The 22,721-nt window shown below is 75.4% G+C and carries 19 protein-coding genes; 9 read left to right on the forward strand and 10 right to left on the reverse strand.

The genetic code is table 11. The features are described 5' to 3' along the window. Nucleotides 1-6: 6 nt before the first annotated feature. The 3 genes from FGE12_RS22220 to FGE12_RS22230 all read right to left on the reverse strand — a co-directional run bounded on the left by FGE12_RS22220 (nucleotide 7) and on the right by FGE12_RS22230 (nucleotide 5,708). Entirely contained in the window at nucleotides 7-1,188 is a 1,182-nt protein-coding gene (locus FGE12_RS22220) for an ABC transporter substrate-binding protein (RefSeq protein ID WP_153868558.1), read from the reverse strand. 17 nt (nucleotides 1,189-1,205) lie between these two features. Then, the gene (locus FGE12_RS22225; RefSeq protein WP_153868559.1) at nucleotides 1,206-5,042 is read right to left on the reverse strand and encodes a hypothetical protein; all 3,837 of its coding nucleotides are present in this window, start codon (nucleotides 5,040-5,042) and stop codon (nucleotides 1,206-1,208) included. Nucleotides 5,043-5,105: 63 nt separating this feature from the next. After that, nucleotides 5,106-5,708, reverse strand: a complete 603-nt coding sequence (locus FGE12_RS22230; RefSeq protein ID WP_153868560.1) for a phospholipase D-like domain-containing protein — start codon at nucleotides 5,706-5,708, stop codon at nucleotides 5,106-5,108. An 82-nt stretch (nucleotides 5,709-5,790) separates the two neighbouring features. Here FGE12_RS22230 and FGE12_RS22235 point away from each other — a divergent pair, with 82 nt between their 5' ends. Further along, nucleotides 5,791-7,287 (forward strand): phytoene desaturase family protein, encoded by a 1,497-nt coding sequence (locus tag FGE12_RS22235; protein ID WP_370459109.1) that lies wholly within the window; start codon nucleotides 5,791-5,793, stop codon nucleotides 7,285-7,287. An 18-nt stretch (nucleotides 7,288-7,305) separates the two neighbouring features. Here the strand turns inward: FGE12_RS22235 and FGE12_RS22240 are convergent, their stop codons facing one another. Continuing rightward, a complete protein-coding gene (locus FGE12_RS22240; RefSeq protein WP_153868562.1) occupies nucleotides 7,306-8,349 on the reverse strand; it encodes a hypothetical protein in 1,044 nt (347 codons plus the stop codon). Nucleotides 8,350-8,443: 94 nt separating this feature from the next. Continuing rightward, a complete protein-coding gene (locus FGE12_RS22245; protein WP_153868563.1) occupies nucleotides 8,444-9,475 on the reverse strand; it encodes a hypothetical protein in 1,032 nt (343 codons plus the stop codon). A 155-nt stretch (nucleotides 9,476-9,630) separates the two neighbouring features. Between FGE12_RS22245 and FGE12_RS22250 the strand changes: the two genes are divergently transcribed. Beyond that, nucleotides 9,631-10,320 (forward strand): hypothetical protein, encoded by a 690-nt coding sequence (locus FGE12_RS22250; RefSeq protein WP_153868564.1) that lies wholly within the window; start codon nucleotides 9,631-9,633, stop codon nucleotides 10,318-10,320. Nucleotides 10,321-10,323: 3 nt separating this feature from the next. Here FGE12_RS22250 and FGE12_RS22255 read toward each other — a convergent pair whose 3' ends face one another. Beyond that, nucleotides 10,324-12,816 (reverse strand): ATP-binding protein, encoded by a 2,493-nt coding sequence (locus FGE12_RS22255; protein WP_153868565.1) that lies wholly within the window; start codon nucleotides 12,814-12,816, stop codon nucleotides 10,324-10,326. Nucleotides 12,817-12,936: 120 nt separating this feature from the next. Further along, nucleotides 12,937-14,799: a serine/threonine-protein kinase gene (locus tag FGE12_RS22260; protein ID WP_153868566.1), complete on the reverse strand. Its 1,863-nt coding sequence runs from the start codon at nucleotides 14,797-14,799 to the stop codon at nucleotides 12,937-12,939. A 122-nt stretch (nucleotides 14,800-14,921) separates the two neighbouring features. Between FGE12_RS22260 and FGE12_RS22265 the strand changes: the two genes are divergently transcribed. From FGE12_RS22265 to FGE12_RS22275, 3 genes are all read left to right on the forward strand, one after another. Continuing rightward, a complete protein-coding gene (locus FGE12_RS22265) occupies nucleotides 14,922-15,548 on the forward strand; it encodes a uracil-DNA glycosylase family protein (protein ID WP_153868567.1) in 627 nt (208 codons plus the stop codon). Nucleotides 15,549-15,619: 71 nt separating this feature from the next. After that, on the forward strand, nucleotides 15,620-16,438 hold the full coding sequence (locus FGE12_RS22270; RefSeq protein WP_153868568.1) for a hypothetical protein: 819 nt from the start codon (nucleotides 15,620-15,622) through the stop codon (nucleotides 16,436-16,438). Nucleotides 16,439-16,580: 142 nt separating this feature from the next. Further along, nucleotides 16,581-17,498 (forward strand): OmpA family protein, encoded by a 918-nt coding sequence (locus FGE12_RS22275; protein ID WP_228530984.1) that lies wholly within the window; start codon nucleotides 16,581-16,583, stop codon nucleotides 17,496-17,498. Nucleotides 17,499-17,534: 36 nt separating this feature from the next. On the opposite strand, the gene FGE12_RS22280 is transcribed toward FGE12_RS22275, so the two are convergent. Both FGE12_RS22280 and FGE12_RS22285 read right to left on the reverse strand, forming a co-directional pair. Beyond that, nucleotides 17,535-17,951: a secondary thiamine-phosphate synthase enzyme YjbQ gene (locus tag FGE12_RS22280; protein ID WP_194798158.1), complete on the reverse strand. Its 417-nt coding sequence runs from the start codon at nucleotides 17,949-17,951 to the stop codon at nucleotides 17,535-17,537. Beyond that, nucleotides 17,948-18,676, reverse strand: a complete 729-nt coding sequence (locus tag FGE12_RS22285; protein WP_153868569.1) for an alpha/beta hydrolase — start codon at nucleotides 18,674-18,676, stop codon at nucleotides 17,948-17,950. Before FGE12_RS22285 ends, FGE12_RS22280 begins: the two co-directional genes overlap by 4 nt. Before the next feature lie 60 nt (nucleotides 18,677-18,736). On the opposite strand from FGE12_RS22285, the gene FGE12_RS22290 reads away from it, so the two are divergent. The 4 genes from FGE12_RS22290 (at nucleotide 18,737) to def (ending at nucleotide 22,377) form a co-directional block, all read left to right on the forward strand. Then, nucleotides 18,737-19,426: a PilZ domain-containing protein gene (locus FGE12_RS22290; RefSeq protein WP_153868570.1), complete on the forward strand. Its 690-nt coding sequence runs from the start codon at nucleotides 18,737-18,739 to the stop codon at nucleotides 19,424-19,426. A gap of 114 nt (nucleotides 19,427-19,540) precedes the next feature. Beyond that, nucleotides 19,541-20,590: a GlxA family transcriptional regulator gene (locus FGE12_RS22295; RefSeq protein WP_153868571.1), complete on the forward strand. Its 1,050-nt coding sequence runs from the start codon at nucleotides 19,541-19,543 to the stop codon at nucleotides 20,588-20,590. Nucleotides 20,591-20,603: 13 nt separating this feature from the next. After that, a complete protein-coding gene (locus FGE12_RS22300; protein WP_153868572.1) occupies nucleotides 20,604-21,743 on the forward strand; it encodes a DJ-1/PfpI family protein in 1,140 nt (379 codons plus the stop codon). Between the two features lie 34 nt (nucleotides 21,744-21,777). Then, nucleotides 21,778-22,377: a peptide deformylase gene (gene def, locus FGE12_RS22305; RefSeq protein WP_153868573.1), complete on the forward strand. Its 600-nt coding sequence runs from the start codon at nucleotides 21,778-21,780 to the stop codon at nucleotides 22,375-22,377. A 7-nt stretch (nucleotides 22,378-22,384) separates the two neighbouring features. On the opposite strand, the gene FGE12_RS22310 is transcribed toward def, so the two are convergent. After that, nucleotides 22,385-22,681, reverse strand: a complete 297-nt coding sequence (locus FGE12_RS22310; protein WP_153868574.1) for a hypothetical protein — start codon at nucleotides 22,679-22,681, stop codon at nucleotides 22,385-22,387. Nucleotides 22,682-22,721: the final 40 nt, after the last annotated feature.

Genomic DNA, 22,721 nt, shown 5'->3' on the forward strand with positions numbered 1-22,721 from the left:
CCGGGCTCAGGGCGCCACGGTGGTGACGAAGCGGCGCCGGGTGCCCTCGACCTCGAGGATGACGGCGGGCTTCACCGCGTTGCGGTTCGCATCCAGGGACAGCGTGCCCGCGGCGCCCACGAAGTTGCGCGTGCTCGCGAGCGCGTCGCGCACCGCGGGACCGTCCAGCGAGGGCGCGCGCGAGAGCGCGGCGATGGCCACCCGCGCCGCGTCGTAGCCGAGCGCGGCGCCCGCCTCGGGCACCACCCCGTAGCGCTTGCGGTACGCCGCCACGAAGCGCTGCAGCGCGGGCGCCGGGTTGTCCAGCGCGTAGTGCGCTGAGTAATAGCTGCCCTCGAGCGCGTTGCCCGCGAGCTCCAGCAGGTGGTCGCTCTCCCACCCGTCGCCGCCGAGCAGCGGCTCGGTGAAGCCCAGCTCGCGCGCCTGGCGCGCGATGACGCCCACCTCGCTGTAGAAGCCCGGCACGTAGAGCGCCTCGGGGCGCGCCTTGCGCAGCTGTGTGAGGGGCGCGCGGAAGTCCGTGTCCCCCTTCTGGTAGCTCGCGCGCGCCACCACCTCGCCGCCGAGCCTCCGGAAGGCCTCGTCGAAGACGCGGGCGAGCCCCAGCGAGTACGCGTTCTTGTCGTCCTGGAGGATGGCGACGCGGGACAGCTTCAGGTTCTCGCGCGCGAACTTCGCCATCACCTCGCCCTGGAAGGGGTCGATGAAGCAGACGCGGAAGATGTAGTCGCCCTTCTTCGTCACGTCCGGGTGCGTGGCGGCGGGCGTCACCATGGGCACGTGCGCCGCCTGCGCCGCGTCCGCGATGACCAGCGAGTTGGACGAGGAGACCTCGCCGAGGATGACGCTCACGTGGTCCTGCGAGATGAGCCGGGTGACGGCCGCGGAGGACTCCTCGGGCTTGCCCTGGCTGTCGTAGAAGCGCACCGCGAGCGGCCGCCCCTTCACGCCCCCTTGCGCGTTGGCCTCCTCCACGGCGAGCGCGATGCCGTCGCGCACCGTGACGCCGAAGGTGGCCTCGGGGCCCGTGAGACTGCCCACCGAGCCGAGCAGGATGGGCCCCGAGCCGGACGCGCCCTGGGCTCCGGAGGAGCCTCCGGAGGTTTGCCGAGGAGACTCCTGCACCTTGCGCTCGCAGGCGCACAGCAGCAGGCACAGCGGGAGCAGGAGTCGGAGGGGCTGGCGCATGGGAGTGCGAGGCTACTTCAGCGCCGCGCCTCCTTGCCCGGCTCCTTCGTGAGGGTGACGTCGCGCGACTGCAAGAGGTCCACGTCCCCCGCCCAGCGCGCGAAGCGCTCGTAGTCGCGCGGCGCGATGCGGGCCATGGGCAGCACGAAGTCCTCCTGCAGCGTGGCCACCTCGCCCGTCTGGCTCTCGTGGCGCGTGAGCTGCCCGAAGGCGCTGTTCACGCTGAAGGAGGGCAGGGGGTCCGCCATGCGGTAGCCGGGGGGCAGGGTGAGCTGCACCTGCACGTGGCTCGCCTCGGTGCTGCCGAGGAACAGCGCCGTCTGGCGCGCGCTCAGCTGCACGTAGCGCCGCCCCAGCTGCGCGGGCAGGGTGAGCGGCGGCACGCTGAGGCGGGGCCCGTCCACGCGCGCGAAGCCGGGGGCGCGCAGGCCGTAGCGCAGGGTGAAGGGCTGGCCCACGCCGCGCTCGGCGCTCACCTGCAGCGTGGTGAGCTCCGCGCCGTTGAAGTAGCGGCTCACCGCGCCCTGCAGCGCCTGCTTGCGGCTCTCGGCGCTCAGCGTCTCGAAGGCCTCGGCGAGCTGCGCCGCCTCGAAGCCCACGTAGGTCTCCTCGCCCGTGCCCGTGAGGTTGCCCTGCGCATCCAGCGCGAGCGCGAGCTTCACCTGCTTGCCGGGCGCGGGGCGCGCGGGCGGCGTGGTGAGCTTCTGCAGGGGGCGCCCCGGCTCGGGCAGCAGCATGACGGGCCGCGCGCCCAGCGCCTGCTCGGGCAGCTCGCCGAAGGGGGCGTAGCGCACGCTGGGGTCCAGCCACACGGGCTCGCCGCCGGGCACCTGCACGTACAGGCAGAGGAAGGGCATGAGCGAGTCGGTGGGGAAGCGGTAGGGCGCGGGGTCCGCGAGGAAGGTGCGCACGGCGGCGAGGCGCGCGGGGATGCCCAGCGACTCGAGCCCCGCCTTGAGCACCCACAGCCGGCTGCCGCGGTCCTGCGCGACGGTGCTCGCGGCGGACTGGGCGAGGCCCGCGTCCCGGCCGCTGAAGCGCTGCATCACCGCGCCGTAGAGCGCGCGCACCGCCTCCAGCCCCTTCTTGTCCCCCACCGCCTCGCGCGCGAAGGCCTCCACCTCGGAGGTGAGCACGCCGCGCTCGAGGAAGGCGTCCGCGTAGCCTGCGACGAGGCGCTCGTTGCCCTCGTCCCCGGCGCCCACCTGCACCCAGGGCAGGTACTCGTTGCCGGAGGGCGGCCCCTCCGGCTCGGGCACGTAGGGCGGCACCCGGCGCTCGTCGTGGCGGAACACCTCCTCGTCGCCCTCGGGGCCTTTCTCGACCGTGGCGCGCGGGGCGGGGCCGTTCAGGTTGTGCGCGTCCACCTTGAGGCCGGTGCCCTTCGGAGACACCACCGTGTACGTGCTCCAGTTGTTCGGCTGGTTGGCAATCTGGAAGTAGAAGCTCGCGAGGCTGAAGCCCGGCTGCGCGGGGCCGCGCGCGTCCTCGGCCAGCAGGTACTCGTACTCCACGTAGTCGCCCACCTGCACGCCCGGCAGGCTCACGGTCTCCTTGCCCTCGATGCTCTCGGGCTCCAGCGCGCTGCCGTCCGGCTTGATCGTGCGCAGCGCGAGCACCTGCGCGCCCGGGGGCAGCTCCACCTCGGCGATGTCCGCGACGCCGCTCTGGTCCAGCGCCTTCTGGATGACGTGCACGCGGTTGACCACCGAGCCGTCCGGGTAGGTGCGCACCGCGGCCGCGTCCAGCACGTAGGCGGCGGGGCTGTCCTCGGGGCCGTGGTTCGCCTCGTAGGCCTTGATGGCCTCCTTCCCGTCGATGGCGCGCTCCTGCAGCAGCTCCTTGCCGGTGCGCGCGCGCTCCACCATGCGGCGCAGCGGCAGGTCGCTGCCGTCCAGGTGCAGCGCCTCCTCGCGCAGGGAGAGCGCCTGGGCGCGGTCCCCCGCGAACTCGCGCACGTCCGCGAGCCGCTTGAGCAGGCCCGCGTTGCGCGGCCACAGCGTGCGCAGCGAGGAGAGCACGCGGGTGGCGTCCTCGTAGCGGCGCAGGGAGACCTGGGTGCCGGCGAGCGCGAGCCCGCTCGCGACGTCGCCGGGGTCGCGCGCGAGCAGCTTCTCGTAGGCGGCGGCCGTGGCCTGCAGGTCGCCGCGCACGCGGGCGTGGTCCGCGGCGCGCACGAGCGCCCCGGGGCAGCGCTCCATCTGCTGCAGCGCCTGGTCCGCCTCGCCCACGGCATCGCGGCGGCGGGCGAGGTCGTAGCGGATCTGGTGCGCCTCGCACAGGCCCGCCTGCGCCGTGAGCGCGTCCTGCGCGGCGGCCTCCGCCTGGGCCTCCACCTTGAGCGCCAGCGCGGTGCGCGCGAGCAGCAGGTGCACCGGGTAGCCCACGGGGGTGGCCGCGCCGCGCGCCCGGGTGAGGGTCTCGAGCGCGGCGGTGGGCTGCGGCTCGTCCAGCTGCAATGCGGCGCGCAGGAGCAGGGCGTTCACGTCCTTCGGGTCCTTGGCCAGCGCCGCCTCGAGGTCGCGCGTGGCGCGCCCGCGCGCCACCTTGGCGGGCACGGTGCGGTCGGTGGCGTTGAGCTCCGCGCGCAGCGCGAGCACCGCCGGGCTGCCCGCGGCCTTCGCCACCCCGTCCAGCAGCTGCTTCGCGCCGTCGCGGTCGCGGCCCATGCCGTCGCGCACGGCGATGAAGCCCGCGAGCAGTGGGCCCGCCTCCTGCTGCAGCGCGGCCGCGAGGTCCTTCGCGTCCGGGAAGAGCAGGGCGGCCGCGGCCCCGGCCGGAGCCCCCTTCGCGGGGGCCTGCGCGCTCCAGTGCGGCGCGGGCCCCCGCGCGGGGCGGAAGCGGATGGCGGAGGGGGCGCCGTCCGCGCGCATCAGCGAGAGCGAGAGCGTGCCCGCGCGCGCCTCGCGCACCAGCTTCACCAGCAGCCGGTGGGTGCCGGGCGCGAGCTCCAGCGGGCGCGCGCTCACCGTGGACTCGGCGCGCGCGAAGCTGCGGCGCTCGAGCACCGCCGCCCCGTCCAGCAGCACGCGGTGCGCGCCGGTGGAGACGGTGCGCAGCACGTACTGCCCGCCCGCCGGCACCTCCGCGTCCACCGCGAGCAGGAACACGTCCCCGTCCCCCGTCTCCCCGGAGAGGTCCAGGCGCCCGTCCGGCGCGTGCAGCGTGCGCAGGGCGAGCGGCCCGAAGGGGCCCTTCAGCCCGTCCGTCAGCGCGCCGTCCTTCTCGGGCTGCGTGGGCTCGTCGAAGCCCAGCCACTGGTAGGGCGAGAAGGGGCCCACCAGCGTGGCCTCACTCAGCGAGCCCATCTCCTGCAGCGCCTGGGACTGCGCCGCCGTCTCGCCGCGCACCCCCTGCACCGCCACGCGCGCGCTGCGCAGCAGCTGGGCGGCCTCGCCGGCGGCGCCCGCCTCGAGCCCCGCGCGCGCGCCGGAGAGGATGCGCTCGTCCAGGGGCACCGCGTTGCCCGCCTGGTCCAGCGCGAAGCGCGCGCCCACCACCGCGAGCGGGTGGCGCGGGGCGCGGCGGGGCAGCTCGAGGGCCGCGTCCAGCGCGCGCTCCGGGTGGCCTGCGCGCTGGGCCATCAGCAGCTGGCCGTAGAGGGCGTAGGGCTCGGCGGGGTCCTGCGCGAGCGCCGCGTCGAAGAGGCGCTGGGCCTCGGCGGGGGCGCCCTGCACCAGCAGGGCGTGGAAGCCGGCGAAGGCGCGCGTGCGGGCATCCGCGTCCGGCTTCGCCGCCCGGGCGGCGGCCTCCTGCAGCGCGTCCGTAGGCGAGGGCGGGCGGTGGGCGCAGTGCAGAAGGGCAGCGGAGAGGAGCAGCAGCAGCGCGAGGGGGCGACGGGAGGGCGTGCGCATGTGCCGGCAGGGATAATGCAAAGCCGCAGCGCCGGCCACCGCCATTCTCGGAGCTGTTGGGCGCTAACGCCGCAGCCGTCGCGAGCGCCCCAGCCGCACGCCGCTCCCTCTCCGGGGTCCCTCGCGCAGCGCGGGCGGCAGGATGGGGTCCGGGCACAGCTTCACCAGGCCGCAGCCGCGGCACTCGGCGCCGCTCCACACGCTCTCGAAGAGCGCGGTGGCGCGGTCCACCACGTCGAAGTCCTCGGTGACGAAGCCCAGCTCGAAGTTGCGCTTCGCCTCGCCCTTGGCGCCCAGGCCCGCGCCGGTGAGGTTGGCGCTGCCCAGGTAGGCCCAGGCGCCGTCCACGATGACGGCCTTGAAGTGCACGCGCGGACACACCTTGAGCTGCAGCCCGCCCCTCACCAGGCGCGTGCGCGCGTCGAAGGCCTCGCGGAAGGGGCGGCTGGGCAGCTCCGCGTGCAGCAGGCGCAGCTCCACGCCGCGCTTGGCGAGCCGGTCGAAGAGCGCGAGCACCGGCTTGAAGCGCCCGTCCAGCTCTACGTACATCGCCTTGAGGTTCGCGGTGGAGATGAGCACCGACTCGCGCGCGTGCGCGAGCTTCTCCTGGATGACCTCCCGGTGCAGGGCGCTCCCACTCAACAGCTCGGCTTGCAGCGTGCGCATGGCGGAGCCGGCCACCCTTCCACGCGCCCGGGCGCCCCGCCAGTTTCCGAAACCCCCGCGCCGCTCGCGCATCCGCCCTCGCGTGCACACCCAGTACGACGCAGTGGTGGTGGGGGCGGGGTTCGGAGGCTTGGGGGCCGCGCTGGCGCTCGCCCGCCAGGGTGCCCGGGTGGCCCTGTGCGAGACGCTCGCGTACCCCGGGGGCTGCGCCTCCACCTTCCGAAGGGACGGCTACGCCTTCGAGTCCGGCGCCACGCTCTTCTCCGGACTCTCCGAGGCGCAGCTGTTCGGCCGCTGGGTGGCGGAGCTGGGGCTGGACGTGCAGCTGGACTGGCCGGACCCGCTGGTGGAGCTGCGCACCCCGTCCCTCGTGCTCCCGGTGCACCGCGACAAGGCGCGCTTCGTCGCCGAGCTCGAGAGGCTCCCCGGGGCGCCGGTGCCCGGCCTGCGCCGCTTCTTCCGCCTCCAGGAGCAGGTGGCCGGGGCGCTGTGGCCGCTCTTCGACGACCCCACGCTGCTGCCGCCGCTGACCCTCCCCGCCCTGCTGCGCCACTCGGCGCGCGCCTTCCAGTACGCGCCCCTCTTGCGCTGGATGGGCCGCCCGCTCGCCGCGGTGCTCGCGCACTGCGGGCTCGAGGGCTTCCGGCCGCTTCGCACCTTCCTCGATGCGCTGTGCCAGATCACCGTGCAGTGCCCGGCCGGCGAAGCCGAGGCCCCCTTCGCGCTCGCCGCGATGGACTACTACTGGCGGGGCACGGGCCACGTGCGCGGCGGCATCGGCCGGCTCGCGGAGGCGCTGGTGGGGGCGGTGCGCGCGAGCGGCAGCGAGGTGCTGCTCGCGAACCGGGTGCGCGCGCTCGCGCCCGAGCCGGGCGGAGGCTGGCGCGTGCACACCCGCCGCGGCGAGCTGCGCGCGCGCCAGGTGGTGGCCAACGTGCTGCCGCAGGGGCTGTTGCGCCTGCTGCCGGAGAGCGGGGAGAAGGCCGAGGGCGCGGCGCGGCTGCGCACGATGGCGCGCGGCGTGGAGGAGGGGTGGGGCGCCGCGATGCTCTACCTCGTCGCGGCCGCGCCCGCGGGCGCTTCCCCGGGGCCGCACCACCTGGAGCTGGTGCAGGACGAGGGCGCCCCCTTCGTCGAGGGCAACCACCTCTTCGCCTCGGTGAGCGGCGCCGAGGACCCGGGCCGCGCCCCCGCGGGCCTGCGCACCCTCACCGTGTCCACGCACGTGCCCTTGCGCGCGCTGCGCACGCTGGATGCGGCGGCGCAGGGCGCGTACGTGGCGCGGGTGCAGGCGCGGATGCGCGAGGGGCTCGAGCGCCTCGCCCCCGAGTGGATGGCGGACGTGCGCCACGTGCTCACCGCGAGCCCGCGCACCTTCGCGCGCTTCACCCAGCGCGAGGGCGGCGCGGTGGGAGGGGTGCCGCGGCGCGCGGGGCTGCACCAGTACCGCGCGCTCTCGCCCAGGCCCGTGAGGCCGGGGCTGTGGCTGGTGGGCGACTCGGTGTTCCCCGGGCAGAGCACGCTGGCCACGGCGCTGGGCGGCGTGCGCACGGCCGCGGCGCTGCTCGCGCGCGGCTAGGGCGCCTGGCGGATCGCCTCAACGCGAGAGGGCGGGGGCCCCGAGCAGCTCCTCCACGGAGTAGGTGGCGATCTCCGTGCCGCGGCTCACGGCGAGCCGCGCGCCGTCCGGGGAGAGGGCGAGCGCGTTGAAGGCGCCCTGCTCGAGCAGCGGCGCGAAGGCGCGGCGCTGGACGTCGTAGCGGGAGAGCGCTCCGACCTGGCGCCGCTGCCCCACCTCCTCGCGCCCGAAGAGGAAGCGCCCGTCCTGCGTCGTCGCCACGGGCGGCGCATCGTGCGAGAGCTGCAGCCCGCGCTGCTCGGCGTCCAGCAGCGTGAGCGCGCCGGTGGCCGGGTCCAGCGTCCCCAGCGGCTGCAGGGGCAGGGTGGCCGCGAGCGCGGCGAAGGGCGCGGGCGAGGTGGTCCAGTACACGGCCGCGACCGGGGGGCGCTCGGCGCTGCTGCCGCCCGCGTAGTGCCAGCGCACCTCGCCCGTATGGGCATCGCGCGCCTCCACCTGGCCACCGGGCAGGCTGAGCAGCAGCAGCGCGCCGTCCGGTGAGAGCGTGAGCGCGCGCACCTCGCCCGTGTAGAGCACAGCCCCGAGCGCCTGGGCCCCGGTGGCTCCGGGCACGAGGCGCACCACCTGCGGCGCGGCGCCCTCCTGCGCGACGAGCGCGGCGACCACGGTGCTGCCGTCCGCGCTCGCCACGAGGGAGCCGTAGCCCGGCGTGAGGGCCACCGTGCCCGGGATGCGGGTCTCCGGCGCACAGCTGAGGCAGGCGCCGTCGTAGTCGAAGAGCAGGAGCTCGTAGGGGTCGGCCTCGATGCCGTAGACGTGCTGCTGCGTCACGGCGAGCTGCACCAGCGTGACGTCCAGGGCCCGCCCGAGCGCGCGCCCGTCCGGGCTGTACGAGAGGAAGTGCGCGCCGGCGACGAAGAGCCGCTCGCCCGAGGGCGCATAGCGCAGCGCCACCACCGGGTGCGTGCCCTGCGGGGTGACCGGGAAGTTCTCGCGGCCGAAGTCGCTGCAGCCTGCGAGCCACAGCGACAGGAGGATGAGGCAGGAAGCGAGAGCCCTCATGCGACGCGTGAGACTCGCTCCGCTCCCGGGCGCGCGAGCGCAGAAGCCCATCGGAGCGTGCACGGGCGTCAGAAGCGCCTCCCCGGTGCACCGCTCATGGCGCGTGTGGGGGGGCATCGAGCAGGTCCTGGACGTCATAGGTGTCGATCTCGCTGCCTCGGCTCACGGCGAGATGCTCGCCGTCTGGCGAGAGGGCGATGGCCTCGAAGCGGCCGCGCTCGGCGAGTGGGATGAAGGTGCGGCGCTCGAGATCGTAGCGGCCGAGCACTCCGACGCGGGGCTGGAAGTCGACGTCTTGCCTCCCGAGGAGGAAGCGCCCGCCCAGCGTGCCCACCACCGCCGGAGTCTCGTTCGCGAACTGCATGTCGCGCTGCTCGGGAGCCAGCACCGTCAGCGCACCCGTCGCGGGATCCAGCTGCCCGATGGGCTCGAAGCCGCCGCGGGCGGAGAGCCCAACGAGGGGGTTGGCGCCCACGTTCCAGAGCGCGAAGAGCGCGAAGGGGCGGCCCGCGGCCTCGTCCGTCTCGTAGCGCCAGCGCTGCGCGCCCGAGCTTGAGTCGAGCGCGGTCACGTTGCCCACGTAGTCGACCACGAGCAGCAGCGCTCCGTCGGGGGAGAGCGCGATGTGGCGCACGCCGGCGCTGTTGCCGTAGAGCAGCCGCCCCCGGGCGCGAGCCCCCACCGCCCCCACGCCCACGCGCCACACCCACAGCGAGGTTCCCTTCTCGTCCGCCTCCGCGGCGACCACCCTGCGTCCGTCCGCGCTGGCGACCACGGCGCTCACCTTGCCGGGGATGCGGTCATCGGGCGCGCAGCTGCGGCACTGCCCGTCCGGGTCGTAGAGGCGCAGCTCCGCCGTCCCGGCCGTGAGCGCGTACACGAACTCCCCGGCGACAGCGACCTGGCTCAGGGTGACGTCCAGGCGCCGGCCAAGGGGGGCGCCGTTGCGTCCGTATGCGAGGTAGCGCGCGCCGGCGACGTAGAGCCGGTCTCCCGTGTCCGAGTACGCGAGCCCGAGCACCGGCTGCTCCGACTGCAGCTGGACCGGGAAGCTCTTCAGGCCGAGCTCGCTGCAGCCCGTGAGCAGGAGGAGCACGAGCACGGCGTACGGAGTGGGAAGGCGCATGGGCGGACGCTAACGTGGCTCCTTCCGAGCGCCTAGGCGAAGGACGGGGAATCGAAGAGATGCGGACAGAGCGGGATTTGCAGCGAGCGCCCGCCTCGGGGTAGAGACAGGCGCCCGCGCGGCCTCCGCTGCCCGGCCATCCCAGGAGAGAAGAGATGTCCCTGCTTCGCCACGCCGCCCTCGCCGTCCTGCTCTGCTCCGCCGCCGCTCGCGCCCAGTCCGCGGCCCCCACCGAGGCGGGCAGCGCTCCCGCGCCCCAGACGGGCTTCCAGATGGCGCTGCGCACCGGCTACGGCCTGCCCTTCGGCAACAGCTCCGGGGCGCCCGGTGACACCTACAAGGGCCTCGTCTCCGGCCAGGTGCCCGTGATGCTCGACATCGGTGGGAAGCTCAGCCACCACGTCTTCCTCGGGGGCTACCTGGGCCTGGGCTTCGGGGGCGTGGGCAGCGAGCTGAAGGGCATCTGCGCCACCCCCGACGTCACCTGCGTCCACGCCTCCTTCCGGCTGGGCGCGCAGCTGCAGTACAACTTCGCGCCCGCCGCCAAGGCGAACCCGTGGCTCGGCTACGGCATCGGCATCGAGAGCACCGGCGTGGGGGCGAGCGGCCCGGCCGGCGACACGACGATGACGGCCGTGGGCTGGGAGCTCGCGCGGCTCATGGCCGGCGTGGACTTCCGGCTCTCGCACGCGGTGGGCATCGGGCCCTTCGCGGACTTCAGCGTGGGCCGCTACAGCCGCGTCACCCTGAAGGAGGCGTCGGGCAGCGAGACCTCGGGCGACCTGCAGGACAAGGCCGCCCACGAGTGGCTCACCCTCGGCGTGCGCTTCGTGCTCTTCCCGTAGCGCCTAGCCTGCGCGCAGCTGCTCGCCGGCGGCGAGCCCGGTGGGCAGCCGCACGCGAAACAGCGTGCCCTGCCCGACCCCGGCGCTGTGCGCCTCGATGCGGCCGCCGTGCCGCTCGACGATCTCCCGGCAGATGGCGAGCCCCAGCCCCACGCCGCCCGCGTGGTGGCGCGCGGCGTTGTCCGCGCGGAAGAAGGGGGTGAAGAGCCGGCCGAGGCTCTCGGGCGGCACGCCGATGCCTTCGTCCTGCACCTCGAGCAGCGCGCTGTCGCCCTCGGCGCGCAGCCGCACGCCGAGGCGCGCCGGCGCGGGCGAGTAGCGCAGGCCGTTCTCCAGCAGGTTGGTGAGCACCTGCTCCAGGCGCTGCTCGTCCCAGCGGCCCACCAGCGGCCCCGCCGGCAGCTCGAGCGAGAGCTGCGCCGAGGCGCCCGCGGGTGACAGGCGCACGCGCTCCACCGCCTCGTGCGCGAGCGCCGCGAGGTCCACCTCGCGCGGCTGCAGGGTGAAGCGGCCCGCCTGCAGGCGGGTGACGTCCAGCATGTCCCCCACCAGGCGGGTGAGGCGGTCCACCTGGCGAAGGCTGCGCTGCAGCAGGGTGCGCGCGCGCTCGGGCTCGGCGCCCTGCGCGGCCTCCGCCTGGCGCAGCAGCAGCTCCAGCCCCATGCGCAGGGGGGTGAGCGGGGTGCGCAGCTCGTGGCTCGCCACGCTCAGGAACTGCTCGCGCACGGCCACCGCGTCCCGCAGCTCGGCCTGGCTGTGCGCGATGCGCGCCACCATCTGGTTGAAGCCCTCGGTGAGCTGCGCGAGCTCGTCGTCGCCGCGCGGCGGCAGCGGGTGCTGCTCGAGCGGCCCGCGCTCGAAGGCGGCCACCGCGTCGCGCAGCGCCTCCACGCGGCTGGCCATGTCCCGGCCCACCCAGTGCGCGAGCACCACCGCGAGCGCGCCCACCCCCAGCGCGATGAGCACCACCGAGAGCCCCAGGCGCGTGATGGGCGCGTACGCGCTCTGCAGCTCGGTGGTGGTCACCGCCACCCACGGCGCCTCGGCGGCGCGCGCGGAGGCCTGCAGCAGCAGTCGCTCGCCCTCGCCGAAGGCCTCGCTCGAGCCCCCTTCCGCCGCGCGCAGCGGCGCCGGCAGCCGGGGCAGCGCCAGCAGCGCGCCGCTCCCCGTATCGCGCAGCACGCGCCCGTCGCGCACGTCCAGCACCTGCACCCGGTAGCGCCCCGAGGCCAGCGAGGAGGCGTGGGCGAGGCGCTCCAGCGCGAGGCCGCCGGTGAGCACCGCCACGCGCCGGCCCTCGTGGAACACGGGCACGGAGAGCACGACGAAGGGGTGGCCCACCGCCGCCATCAGCGGCTCGGAGATGAAGACCGAGTCGGGCCGCACTGCCTGGCGGAAGTAGTCGCGGTCCGCGAAGTTGCCGCTCACGCTGCCCACCCGGGGCGAGGCGCCCACGAAGTGGCCCTCGGCGTCCATCACGGTGAACACGTCCACCATTCCGCCGTTCGCCTCCAGGCGCGCGAGCCTGCGCTGCAGCGCGGCCGTGTCCCGCGCGAGCACCTCCCGCACGAGCTGGGGGGACGCCGCCTCCGCGGCGAGCAGCGCGCGCGCCCCGCGAACGCCCTGGTCCAGCCACGCCGCCTCGGCGGAGGCCGCCAGGCGCGCCTGCGCGTGCAGCTCCCGCTCGATGGCGCGCTGCGAGACGCCGATGGCGAGCCCGCCCAGCGCGAGCAGCGGCAGCACGGCGGCCAGGGTGATGCCGCGCAAGAGGCGCCAGCGCACCCCGGAGGGGCGCGGCAGCCAGCCGGGGCCCAGCAACTCCAGCGCGCAGGTCAGGCTGAGCAGGGCGTACAGCTCCATGCCCGTCCAGGCGCCGCCCCGGCCGAGCGCCGTGGCCAGCACCGCGAAGAGCACGCCGAGCAGCCCCAGGGCGAGCGCCCCGGCGCGCCGCGCGGGCAGCGCGGGGCGCAGCTGGGAGGCGCCCAGCAGCAGCGCGACCGCGAGGAAGCACAGCCCCAGCGGCTGCATCACCGCGCGCAAGCCCCCGTACATGGTGGCCCCGTAGTCGCCCGGGCGCAGCGCCATGTTCGCCCCGAAGGCGGCCGCGACCGCGCAGAGGAAGGGCCGCAAGAGGCTGCGCCGGCGCCAGCCCGGCAGGGCCTCCACGACCAGGCCCGCGGCCATGAGCGGGTAGATCAAGATGCCGGTCCTGCCGCCGCCGCCCACCGCCACCCACCACCAGTACGCCGCGAGCGGCGCGAGCAGCAGCGCGCGCGCGCCGGCGGCGACCCACGCCCGCCGCCCCGGGTACAGCAGCGTGACGATCACCGCCGTCGCGCCCACCAGGAAGCACGCGCCCAGCGGCCGCACGTGCGGGTACACCGCCCGGAACGCGCTCGCGGTGAACGCGTAGGGCACGTACACCATGGTGAGCCCCATCAGCAGCCCGAAGGCCGCGGCGAACCACTCGAGCCTCAGGGGGGTGGGGCGGTGCATCCCCTTACCCTCCCATGCGGCGGTGCGCGGTGCACGGCTCACGAGCCGCACCTCGGCCCGGGCTGCGGGATGAGGGCCCGCGCTGTCCGCCGGCTGACGCAGCGCGCTCGCGCCGAGCGTCTAGCGGCGCTTCGCCCGCACGGGGGCGGGCTTGGCCACGGCCTTCTTCTGCGGCGCGGGCGCGGCGACGGGCTTCTTCACCACGGCGCGCGCGGGCTGCACCGCGGCCGCGTGCGGCACGGCGGCGGGGACCGGGGGCGCGGCGGCGGCGGCCACCGGCGCGGGCGCCGCGGCGGGCGCAGGCGGCGGGTCGCGGCGCACGGCGTAGGCGAGCTTCTCCGCGCGGCAGCCTCCCTCGATGCAGCCGAGCGCGGGCGCGGGCGGCTCGCCGAACTGACGCGTCCACTCGGGCCCGAGGTTCAGGGGCTCACCCACGGCGCGCCGGTCCTGGCCCGCGCCCACGTACGCGCGCAGCAGCCCCTCGTCGTCCACCGCGAGCTCCAGGCGCGCGGGGCCCTGAGGGCTGGGCAGCCCGAGCATGGTGCCGCGCCGCTCGCCCAGGGCCCACTCGAGGCGCAGGGGCGCAGCGCTCTCGCCCGAGAGCACCAGCGCCACGTAGCGCCCGGCGCTGCCCTGCAGCATGAGGGCGGCGCGCGCCGGCGGCGGCGGGCCCAGGAGCGCGGCGCGCGCGCGGGAGAGCAGGGACGGGGCATCGCCGTCCGCGCTCACCACCGCGCTGAGGCGCGCCGAGCGCCCGTCCACGTCCACCACGTCCACGCGCGCGAGCCCCACGCGGCTCTGCCCGGACACGGGCGCGAACGCCAGCGCGCCGGCCTCGACCGTGAGCGGGCGGCCCGTCACCACCAGGCCGAGCTGGTCCGGGCCCTCGCCCACCAGCACGCGCCGCTGCTCCGCGCCCTGCTCCAGGCGCCCGGGCAGCGCGAGCACCGAGGGCGGGCCCAGGTCCGCGGCGAGCGCGGCGCCCGGCTGCACCTCGGGGCGCTGCTGCGCGTTGCGCAGGGCCGCCACGCCCAGCACGCCCAGCGCCGCGAGCACCACCAGCAGCGCCGCGGTGCGCACCGCCACGCGCACGGCGCGCCGCACGCTGAGGCCGAGCCGCTGCACGCGCGACAGGCGCTGCGGCACCTGCGAGGGGCCCGGGGGCGCGAGCGGCTCCAGATCCGAGATGAGCGCCGCCATGCTCGGGTAGCGGTCCGAGGGGTCCGGGCGCAGGCAGCGGAACACCACCGCGTCCAGGCGCGGGTCCAGGCCCGGCTTGCGCTGGCTGGGCGGGTCGAAGTTGCCCATGGGCAGCTCGCCCACCAGCATCTCGTAGAGGATGACGCCGAAGCTGAAGATGTCCGCGCGCCCGTCCGCCGTCTTCGCGTCCACGCGCTGCTCGGGCGCCATGTACGCGAGCGTGCCCATGGCCACGTGGGTGGCGGTCACCTCGAAGCGCGCGTCGTTGCCCTCGAGGAAGGAGGCGAGGCCGAAGTCGCTCACCTTGGGGATGCCGCCGGCCTGCTCGTCGAAGAGGATGTTCTCCGGCTTGAGGTCGCGATGGATGACCCCGCGGCCGTGCGCGTAGTCGATGGCGCGCGCGATCTCCATCATGATGCGCAAGACGCCGTTCGTATCGAGCAGGGGCGAGCGCATCACCTCGCGCAGGGACGGCCCGTCCACGAACTCCATCACCAGGAAGTACGTGTCCTCCGTCTGGCCCTTGTCCACGATGGAGACGATGTGCGGGTGACGCAGGGTGGCGAGCGCCGCCGCCTCCTTCTGGAAGCGCGCGACGAAGCTCTTGTCCTCGGCGAGGTCGCGGCTGAGCAGCTTCACGGCCACCGTGCGGCCCAGGGACAGCTGGGTGGCGCGGTGCACCTCGCCCATGCCGCCGCGGCCCACGAGCTTCTCCAGGCTGTAGCCCGGCACGTTGCCGGTGGCGCGGGTGCGACTGATGGCAGTGGTGTCGAGGTCGGGCATGGCGGGGCCGCGGGAAGCTAGCAGAAGCGGGGTATCCGAGTCCCTCCGCGCTCGCCTGCCCGCTCGCCCTTTCCGGCGGCCGCTGCGCCGCCGCTTCGACCCCGCTATCCCTTTGCACCCGCATGCTCCCCGCGCACCCACATGAGGCGCTGCTCGCCGTACACGCGCAGCTGCGCGCCTGCCGCCGCTGCCCGCGCATGGTGGGGCGCGCGGTGCACGGCCCCGCGGTGGCGAGCCCCGTGCTGCTGGTGGGCCAGGCGCCCGGGGTGCACGAGGAGGGGCTGGGCCGGCCCTTCGCGTGGACGGCGGGGCGCACGCTGTTCCGCTGGCTGCACGAGGCGCTGGGGGCGGACGAGGAGGCGGTGCGCGCGCGGCTCTACTTCAGCGCCGTGGCGCGCTGCTTTCCGGGCAAGGCGAAGGGGGGCGGGGACCGCAAGCCGGACCCGGAGGAGGTCCTGGCCTGCCGCCCGCACCTGGCGGGAGAGGTGGCCGCGCTCGCGCCCCGCCTCGTGCTGCCGGTGGGGGCGCTCGCCATCGCGGAGGTGCTGGGGCATCGCGGGCCGCTCGCGCAGGTGGTGGGCACCCAGCAGCGGGTGCGCTTCCACGGGCACGAGGTGGACGTCATCGCCCTGCCGCACCCCAGCGGCGCCTCCACCTGGCACCGCACCGAGCCGGGGCAGGGGCTGCTGCGCCGCGCGCTCGCGCTGCTCGGGGCGCACCCCGCGGCGCGGGCGCTCTTCGCGCCCTAGAGCGCGCGAGCCGGCGGCCAGGCGGCCTCGCGCTGCCTGCGCGGGTCCCCGTGCCTAGCTTGCACCTCGGTATGCTCCCGCGCTCCCTGTACTCCCTCGCCCTCGCGCTGCTGCTCTCCCTCGTGATGCTCGCTCCCGGAGGCGCGCGGGCCCAGGCCGCGGGCGCTGCCAAGACGGCCGCGGGGCGATGCGGAGCCCAGAACTGGACCTGCGTGGCGCTGTGCGTGGACCGCAAGTGCAGCAACGAGTGCCTCGCCACCGGGTGCGAGCGCACGCTCGCGACGCTCAAGAAGTGCACGGCGCAGAAGGGCTGCCCCTCGGACGACCCGAACTGCAGCGAGCAGCGCTGCCGGCCCCTGTGCCAGAAGTCCTTCGAGCCGGCGCCGCCCAGCCCCCAGAAGGAGCAGCCCGACCCGTGCGCGAGCCTCGCCCTGAAGGGGCCTCCGCCGGAGGACAAGTACGTGGGGAACTGGGTGCTGCAGGCCGCGAGCCTCCCGCCGCGCACCGAGACCGACCGCGTGGCGAGCGACCCGGACGTGCGCGCGGACTTCGACCTCTCGCTGGAGGTGACCCCCACGGGCTGCTTCGTGCTGCGCACCCCGCTCGACGACGCGACGCTGGGGCGCGGCAACTCGCTCGAGGTGCGCGCGTGGGGCATCTTCGACACGACGAAGCGCAAGCACCACGTGCTGCTGGTGGGCCGCGGCGGCCAGGCCGTGGGCGCGGTGTGCGGCGACCGGCGCGTCATCCCGCTCAACCACGAGAAGTTCAACGTGACCTCGTACGAGCTGAAGATGGAGGACGGCTTCCTCATCCTCACCGGCGAGACCGCGGCGAAGCAGGTGTTCCAGTTCGAGAAGCAGAAGGGCCCGGAGTCGGTGCCGCGCTAGCGTCCCGCAGCGCCCTGCTGGAAGTTTTCCGCGCGCTTGCGCGAAGTGCGCTGTGTGCCGCACCCCGCAGCCTTGAGGCCTACCCGCACGCCATGGGTACGGTGTCTCCCCTGAATCGACGGATTCGACGGAGGAGCACGCGATGGCGGACACGGAGTACGGCATGTCGGAGCGGCGCAGCGGAGGCGGGGCGATGCCCTGGGTGCTGCTGGTCGGGGTGGTGGCGCTCGCGGGCGCGCTCGGCTACTTCGGCTTCGAGGCCTACTCGGCGCAGCGCTCGGCGCACGACACCGCGGAGAAGCTGAACCGGGAGCTGGAGGCGAAGGTGGCCGAGCTGGACGCCACGCGCGCGGGCCAGGCCGAGCGGCTCAAGCAGCTGGAGGCGCAAGGGGTGAGCCTCGCCTCCGAGCGCGCCGCGCTCGCCGCCCAGGTGCAGGAGAAGGACGCGCAGCTGGAGGCGCTGCAGGCGACCTACTCGAGCCTCGAGGAGAAGATGAAGGCGGAGATCAAGGACGGGGAGATCCGCCTCACCCAGGCCAACGGCCGGCTGCAGGTGGACCTGGTGGACAAGGTGCTCTTCGCCTCGGGCGAGGCGGCGCTCTCCCCGCGCGGCGAGGAGGTGCTCGCGCGCCTGGGCACGGTGCTCGAGGGCGTGAAGGACCGCGACATCCAGGTCTCCGGCCACACCGACGACAGCCCGCCGAGCGACAAGCTCAAGGCCATCTACCCCACCAACTGGGAGCTCTCGGTGGCGCGCGCGGTGAACGTGGTGCGCTTCCTCGGCGAGAAGGCCGGCGTGCCGCAGCGGCGGCTCGTGGCGACGGGGCACGGCGAGTACGAGCCGGTGGCCTCCAACGCGACGCCGCAGGGCCGCGCGCGCAACCGCCGCATCGAGATCCTGCTCACCCCCGAGGTGGCGGCGCAGCCCGCGCCCCAGGTCGCGCGCGCCGCTGCGCCGGCCCCGGCCGTGAAGCAGGCCTCGGCGGTGAAGCCTGCGAGCGCGCCGGCGAAGAAGGCGGTGGTGAAGGCCGCGAGCGGCACCGCCCCGCGCAAGCACTAGGGCGTCACTCCTGGGCGGGGCGGGGGGGAGAGCCCTCTACCCCGTCACCGTGACGCTCACGCGCCTCCGGTGCGCCGCCGTGCGGTGCTCCCACAGGTACACGCCCTGCCAGGTGCCCAGGTCGCACCGGCCCTCGCGCACGGGCAGGCCGAGCGAGTTGCCGGTGAGCACGGCGCGCACGTGGCTGGGCATGTCGTCGGGGCCTTCGGCGTCGTGGCGGAAGAGCGGGTCTCCGTCCTTCACCAGCCGCGCGAAGAAGGCCTCGAGGTCCCGCTGCACGTCCGGGTCGGCGTTCTCGCACAGCAGCAGCGAGGCGCTGGTGTGGTGCAGGAACACGGTGCACAGCCCGGTGGCGATGCCGCTCGCGCGCACGGCGGCCTGCACCTCGCGGGTGAGATCGTGGAAGCCGCGGCCCCGGGTGGCCACGCTCAGCTCACTCGCGTGGCAGCTCACGGCCGCTCCACGCGCTGCGCGAGGAAGGCGGCGAGCCCCTCGAGCACCTCGGGGAAGATCGTGTGCGGCCCGTCGAAGGGGACGAACTGCACGGGCATCCCGGCGGCCTCGAGCAGGTGGCGCAGCGCCTCGCCGCGGGCGAAGGGCAGGATGTCGTCGTACTGACCGTGGGACTGGAACACGGGCAGGCCGCGGCGCCGCTCGGCGCGGGCGCTCCAGTCCGACTTCGTGATGAGGATGCCGGAGAGGATGGCGAGCGCGGCGGGCGGCTCCTCGAGGCGCAGGGCGAGGTCGGTGGCGAGCATCGCCCCCTGGCTGAAGCCGCCGAGCACGATGCGCCCCAGGGGCAGCTTCATCCCGCGGCTCACCGCCTCCACGCAGCTGAGCAGCGCGCGGCGCGCGGGCGCGAGCCCCTCCACCACCGCGTCCGCGTAGCGCTCCCAGTCGCGCTCGCCGAACTGGAACACCTCCGGGGGCAGGCGCCACCACGCCCGCGCGCCTGGCATTCCCTCGAGCTGCAGGGGTGCGGCGGGAAAGACGAAGCGCACGCTGCCAGCAAGCGCGGGGGCCTGCGCGAGCAGCTCCGCGGCGAGCGGGACGAGGTCCTCGGCGGGAGCGCCGAAGCCGTGGCAGAGGACGACGGCGAGCCGCGGGGCGCTGCCCTCGGGGAGGGCATCCACCACCTGGCACTGCAGCTCTCCGAGCTGGGTCACGAGTCGAGGCATGGTGTACCTGAGGGTAGGGCGGCGCGGGCGGTGGGGCCAGTGCTGTTAGGGTGCCCGGCCATGAGCCGCAAGAGACGGCAGTACGCCCGCGTGCGGGCGCAGAGCCTCGTCGCGCACCTGCACCTGGACGGCAAGCTGGTGGGCGGCGGCCCGGTGGAGAACATCTCCGCGGGCGGCCTGCTCGTGCGCACCGGGCAGCAGCTGCCGGAGGGCGCCGAGCTGCAGCTGGACCTCGTGCGGCCCGGGATGAAGAAGCCCTTCCGGCTCGCGGGCCATGTGGTGGGCGGCGGCGGGCCGAGCGGCACCCCGCCCGCGCTGCGCATCGCGTTCGAGCTGGGCTCGGACCTCCCGGCGGCGCGCCTGCACGGGCTGCTCCACGAGCTGGGGCTGCGCGAGACGGTGGAGCCGCCCGCAGCACCCCCGCCGCAGGCGCCTCCCGCTCCCGCCATCCTGCGCCAGGCGGCTTCCGCGCCGGCGGCGACCGCCGCGCCGCTGCCTCCGCGCGCTGCCGCGCTCCCGGTCCCGGTGCTGGCGCCGCGGCCCGTGCTGCTGCCCGCGCCGGCCGCGCTCACGCCGTGGGCGCCCCCGGCGGCCGCGGCCTCCGTGGCCCGGGAGCCGGAGGCCGCCCTCTCGCTGCAGCAGCAGGTGCAGGAGCTGCAGCAGCAGCTGCGGACGGCGCGCGCCCAGCTCGAGCGGCACGAGCGCGAGCTCGCGGCGCTGCGCGCGGAGCTCCGCGGCCCGCGCCAGTAGTCCCCCTCCGAGGAGCGGAGTCCCCCCACGAGGGATCGCCCGCGCCCGGCGATGGCAGAAAACGTGGGAACGCTGTCGTTGTCCCCACCCCACTGGGAGCGGCATGGTGCCGCCATGTCCCCGCGAGCCTCCCCGCTGCGCAAGTCTCCCCGCCCCACCGCGCGGCCTCCCCGCACGCGGCGCGTGGCGATGCTGGCCTTCCCGGACGTGCAGATGCTGGACGTGATGGGGCCGCTGGAGGTGTTCGCGCGCGCCTCGCGCCTGCTGCAGGAGCAGGGCCTGCGCGAGGACGACGCGTACCAGGTGGAGATCCTCGGGCTCGAGCCCGGCCCCTTCACGGCGTCCTCCGGGCTGCGGCTGCACGCGGACCGCGGCTACGCGCAGGTGGGGCGCGGGCTGGACACCCTGCTCGTCGCGGGAGGGCGGGGCACGGAGCGCTACTGCGCCCACCCTCCGCTGCTGCGCTGGCTGCGCCGCCAGGCGGGCCTCGTGCGCAGGCTCGCCTCGGTGTGCACCGGCGCCTTCTTCCTCGCCGAGGCGGGGCTGCTCGAGGGCCGCAGCGCCACCACCCACTGGGCCTGGTGCGACGCCTTCGCGCGCCGCTTCCCGCGCATCCGCCTGGAGCCGGACCGCATCTTCGTGAAGCAGGGCGCGCTCTACACCACCGCGGGCGTCACCGCGGGGATGGACCTGGCGCTCGCGCTGGTGGAGGAGGACCACGGGCGCGAGCTGGCGCTGGAGACGGCGCGGGCCCTGGTGATGTTCCTGCGCCGCCCTGGCGGCCAGGCGCAGTTCAGCGCGCAGCTCGCGGTGCAGCTCGCCGAGCAGGAGCCGCTGCGCGAGCTGCAGGGCTACATCCAGGACCATCCGCGCGCGGACCTCAGCGTGCCCACGCTCGCGCGGCGGGTGGCGATGAGCCCGCGCAACTTCGCCCGCGTCTTCACGCGCGAGGTGGGCATGACCCCGGCGCGCTTCGTCACCTCCACGCGCGTGGAGACGGCGCGCCGCCTGCTCGAGGAGTCCTCCGAGAGCCTCGAGGCGGTGTGCGCCCTGAGCGGGCTGGGCACGCCCGAGGCCATGCGCCGCGCCTTCCTCCACAAGCTGGGCATCCCGCCCGGCCGCTACCGCGAGCGCTTCCACCCGCACGCCGCTTCCACTCCCTGACACCGGAGCCCTCATGAGAGCCCCCACGAGAATCCCTCGCCTCTTGCTGCTCACCCTCGCCCTCGTCTCGGGCCTTGCCTGGGCCGCGGAGCCCGCCGCGCAGCACGCGAAGCACTACGTGTGCCCGCCCTGCAAACACCCCTGTGACGACAAGGTGCACGACACGCCGGGCACCTGCCCCGACTGCGGCATGAAGCTGGTGGAGCGGCCGGACGCGGCGGAGCAGACCCCGGCGCCGGCGCGCAAGAAGGTCGCCATCCTCCTCTTCGACGGCGTGGAGATCATCGACTCCATGGGCCCCTACGAGGTGTTCGGCGGCGCGGACTACGACGTGTACACGGTGGCGGAGACGCGCGCGCCGCTCACCACGGCGATGGGCCAGACGCTGGTGCCCCGCTACGCCTTCGCGGAGGCCCCGCAGGCGGACGTCGTCGTGGTGCCCGGCGGCGGGGTGACGGAGGCGCAGCACCGCGCGCCCATCCTCGCGTGGGTGAAGCAGCAGAGCACCCGCGTGCAGCAGCTGATGTCGGTGTGCAACGGGGCCTTCATCCTGGCGAACGCGGGGCTCTTGGACGGGCTCAGTGCGACCACCACGGCGGGCAACCTGAAGCGGCTGCAGGCCCTGTTCCCCGAGGTGAAGGTGGTGGACGACCAGCGCGTGGTGGACAACGGCCGCATCGTCACCACCGCCGGGCTCTCGGCCGGCATCGACGGCGCGCTGCACGTGGTGGAGAAGCTGAGTGGCCGCGGGCTCGCGCAGCAGGTGGCGCTCAACGGCGAGTACGACTGGCGCCCGCGCACCCCCTTCGTGCGCGCCGCGCTCGCCGACCGCCTCATCCCGCCGGTGGACGTGAGCGCGCTGGGGGACTGGAGCGTCGCGAGCACCGAGGGGGACACCGGGCGCTGGGAGCTGGTGCTCGAGGGGCGCTCGGCCCTGGGGGCGCCGCAGCTGATGGCGAAGCTGGGCGAGGCGCTCCAGTCCGCGGGCACGTGGACGCGGGCGGAGGGCAGCGCGGCCTCCGCGTCGCGCAGCGAGTGGCGCTTCCGCGGGCGCAAGGGCGAGCCCTGGAGCGGCGTGCTCACGCTGAAGCCCGGCGCCGCGGGCCAGTACACGGTGACGCTCGCCATCGCGCGGGCGGGGCAGGGCGCCTGACGTCGGCGGGGCGCCCGTGCGATGCTCGGGCGCCATGGTGCTCAAGATCGTCCAGTGCGGGGAGCCCGTGCTGCGCCAGCGCGCGCGCGAGCTCTCGGCCGAAGAGGTGCAGTCCCCCGCGGTGCAGCAGCTCATCGCGCTGATGCGCGACACGATGCGCGATGCGCCCGGGGTGGGGCTCGCCGCGCCGCAGGTGGGCGTGGACGTGCGGCTCGTGGTCATCGAGGACCGCGCGGAGTACCAGGCGGGGCTCGGCGCCGGGGAGCTCGCGGCGCGCGAGCGCGAGCCGGTGCCCTTCCACGTGCTGGTGAACCCGCGGCTCACCGTGGAGGACGCGACGCCGGTGGAGTTCTTCGAGGGCTGCCTCAGCGTGAGCGGCTTCGCGGCGCTGGTGGCGCGCGCCCGCGGCGTGCGGGTGGACGCCCTGGACGAGCAGGGCCGCCCCTTCAGCCGCAGCGCCCGCGGCTGGTACGCGCGCATCCTGCAGCACGAGGTGGACCACCTGGACGGCGCGCTCTACCTCGACCGCATGCAGCCGCGCACCTTCAGCACGCTGGAGAACCAGCGCCGGCACTGGCTCGGCCAGAGCGCCGAGCAGCTTCGCGCGGCGCTGCGCCTTCCGGAGCCGCGCTAGGGCGCCCTCAGCGCGGCCCCAGCGTCTTCACCAGCTTGTTGTACACGCCCATCACCAGCAGGGGCGTGACCCACAGGCCCACGAAGCGCGCCACGCGCGGCCGCTGGGCCACCTCGAGCCCGAGCGAGCTCGCCATGGCGCACAGGCTCGCGAAGAGGAAGTAGTGCGAGGGCACCTTGGCCGTCTGCTGCTCGAGCAGGCGGGTGAAGGAGTCCTCCACGTGCTCGGCGCGCACGACGGGGGGCGCCACGTAGTCCTTCACGTAGTCCTGCTTCGAGGCCTCACTGGCGGGGTTGACGTCCATCGGTCTGCTCTCTCCCTGGGCAGGCAAGGTGGCTGCGCCG

It is taken from the genome of Aggregicoccus sp. 17bor-14 (assembly GCF_009659535.1).
Lineage (GTDB): Bacteria > Myxococcota > Myxococcia > Myxococcales > Myxococcaceae > Aggregicoccus.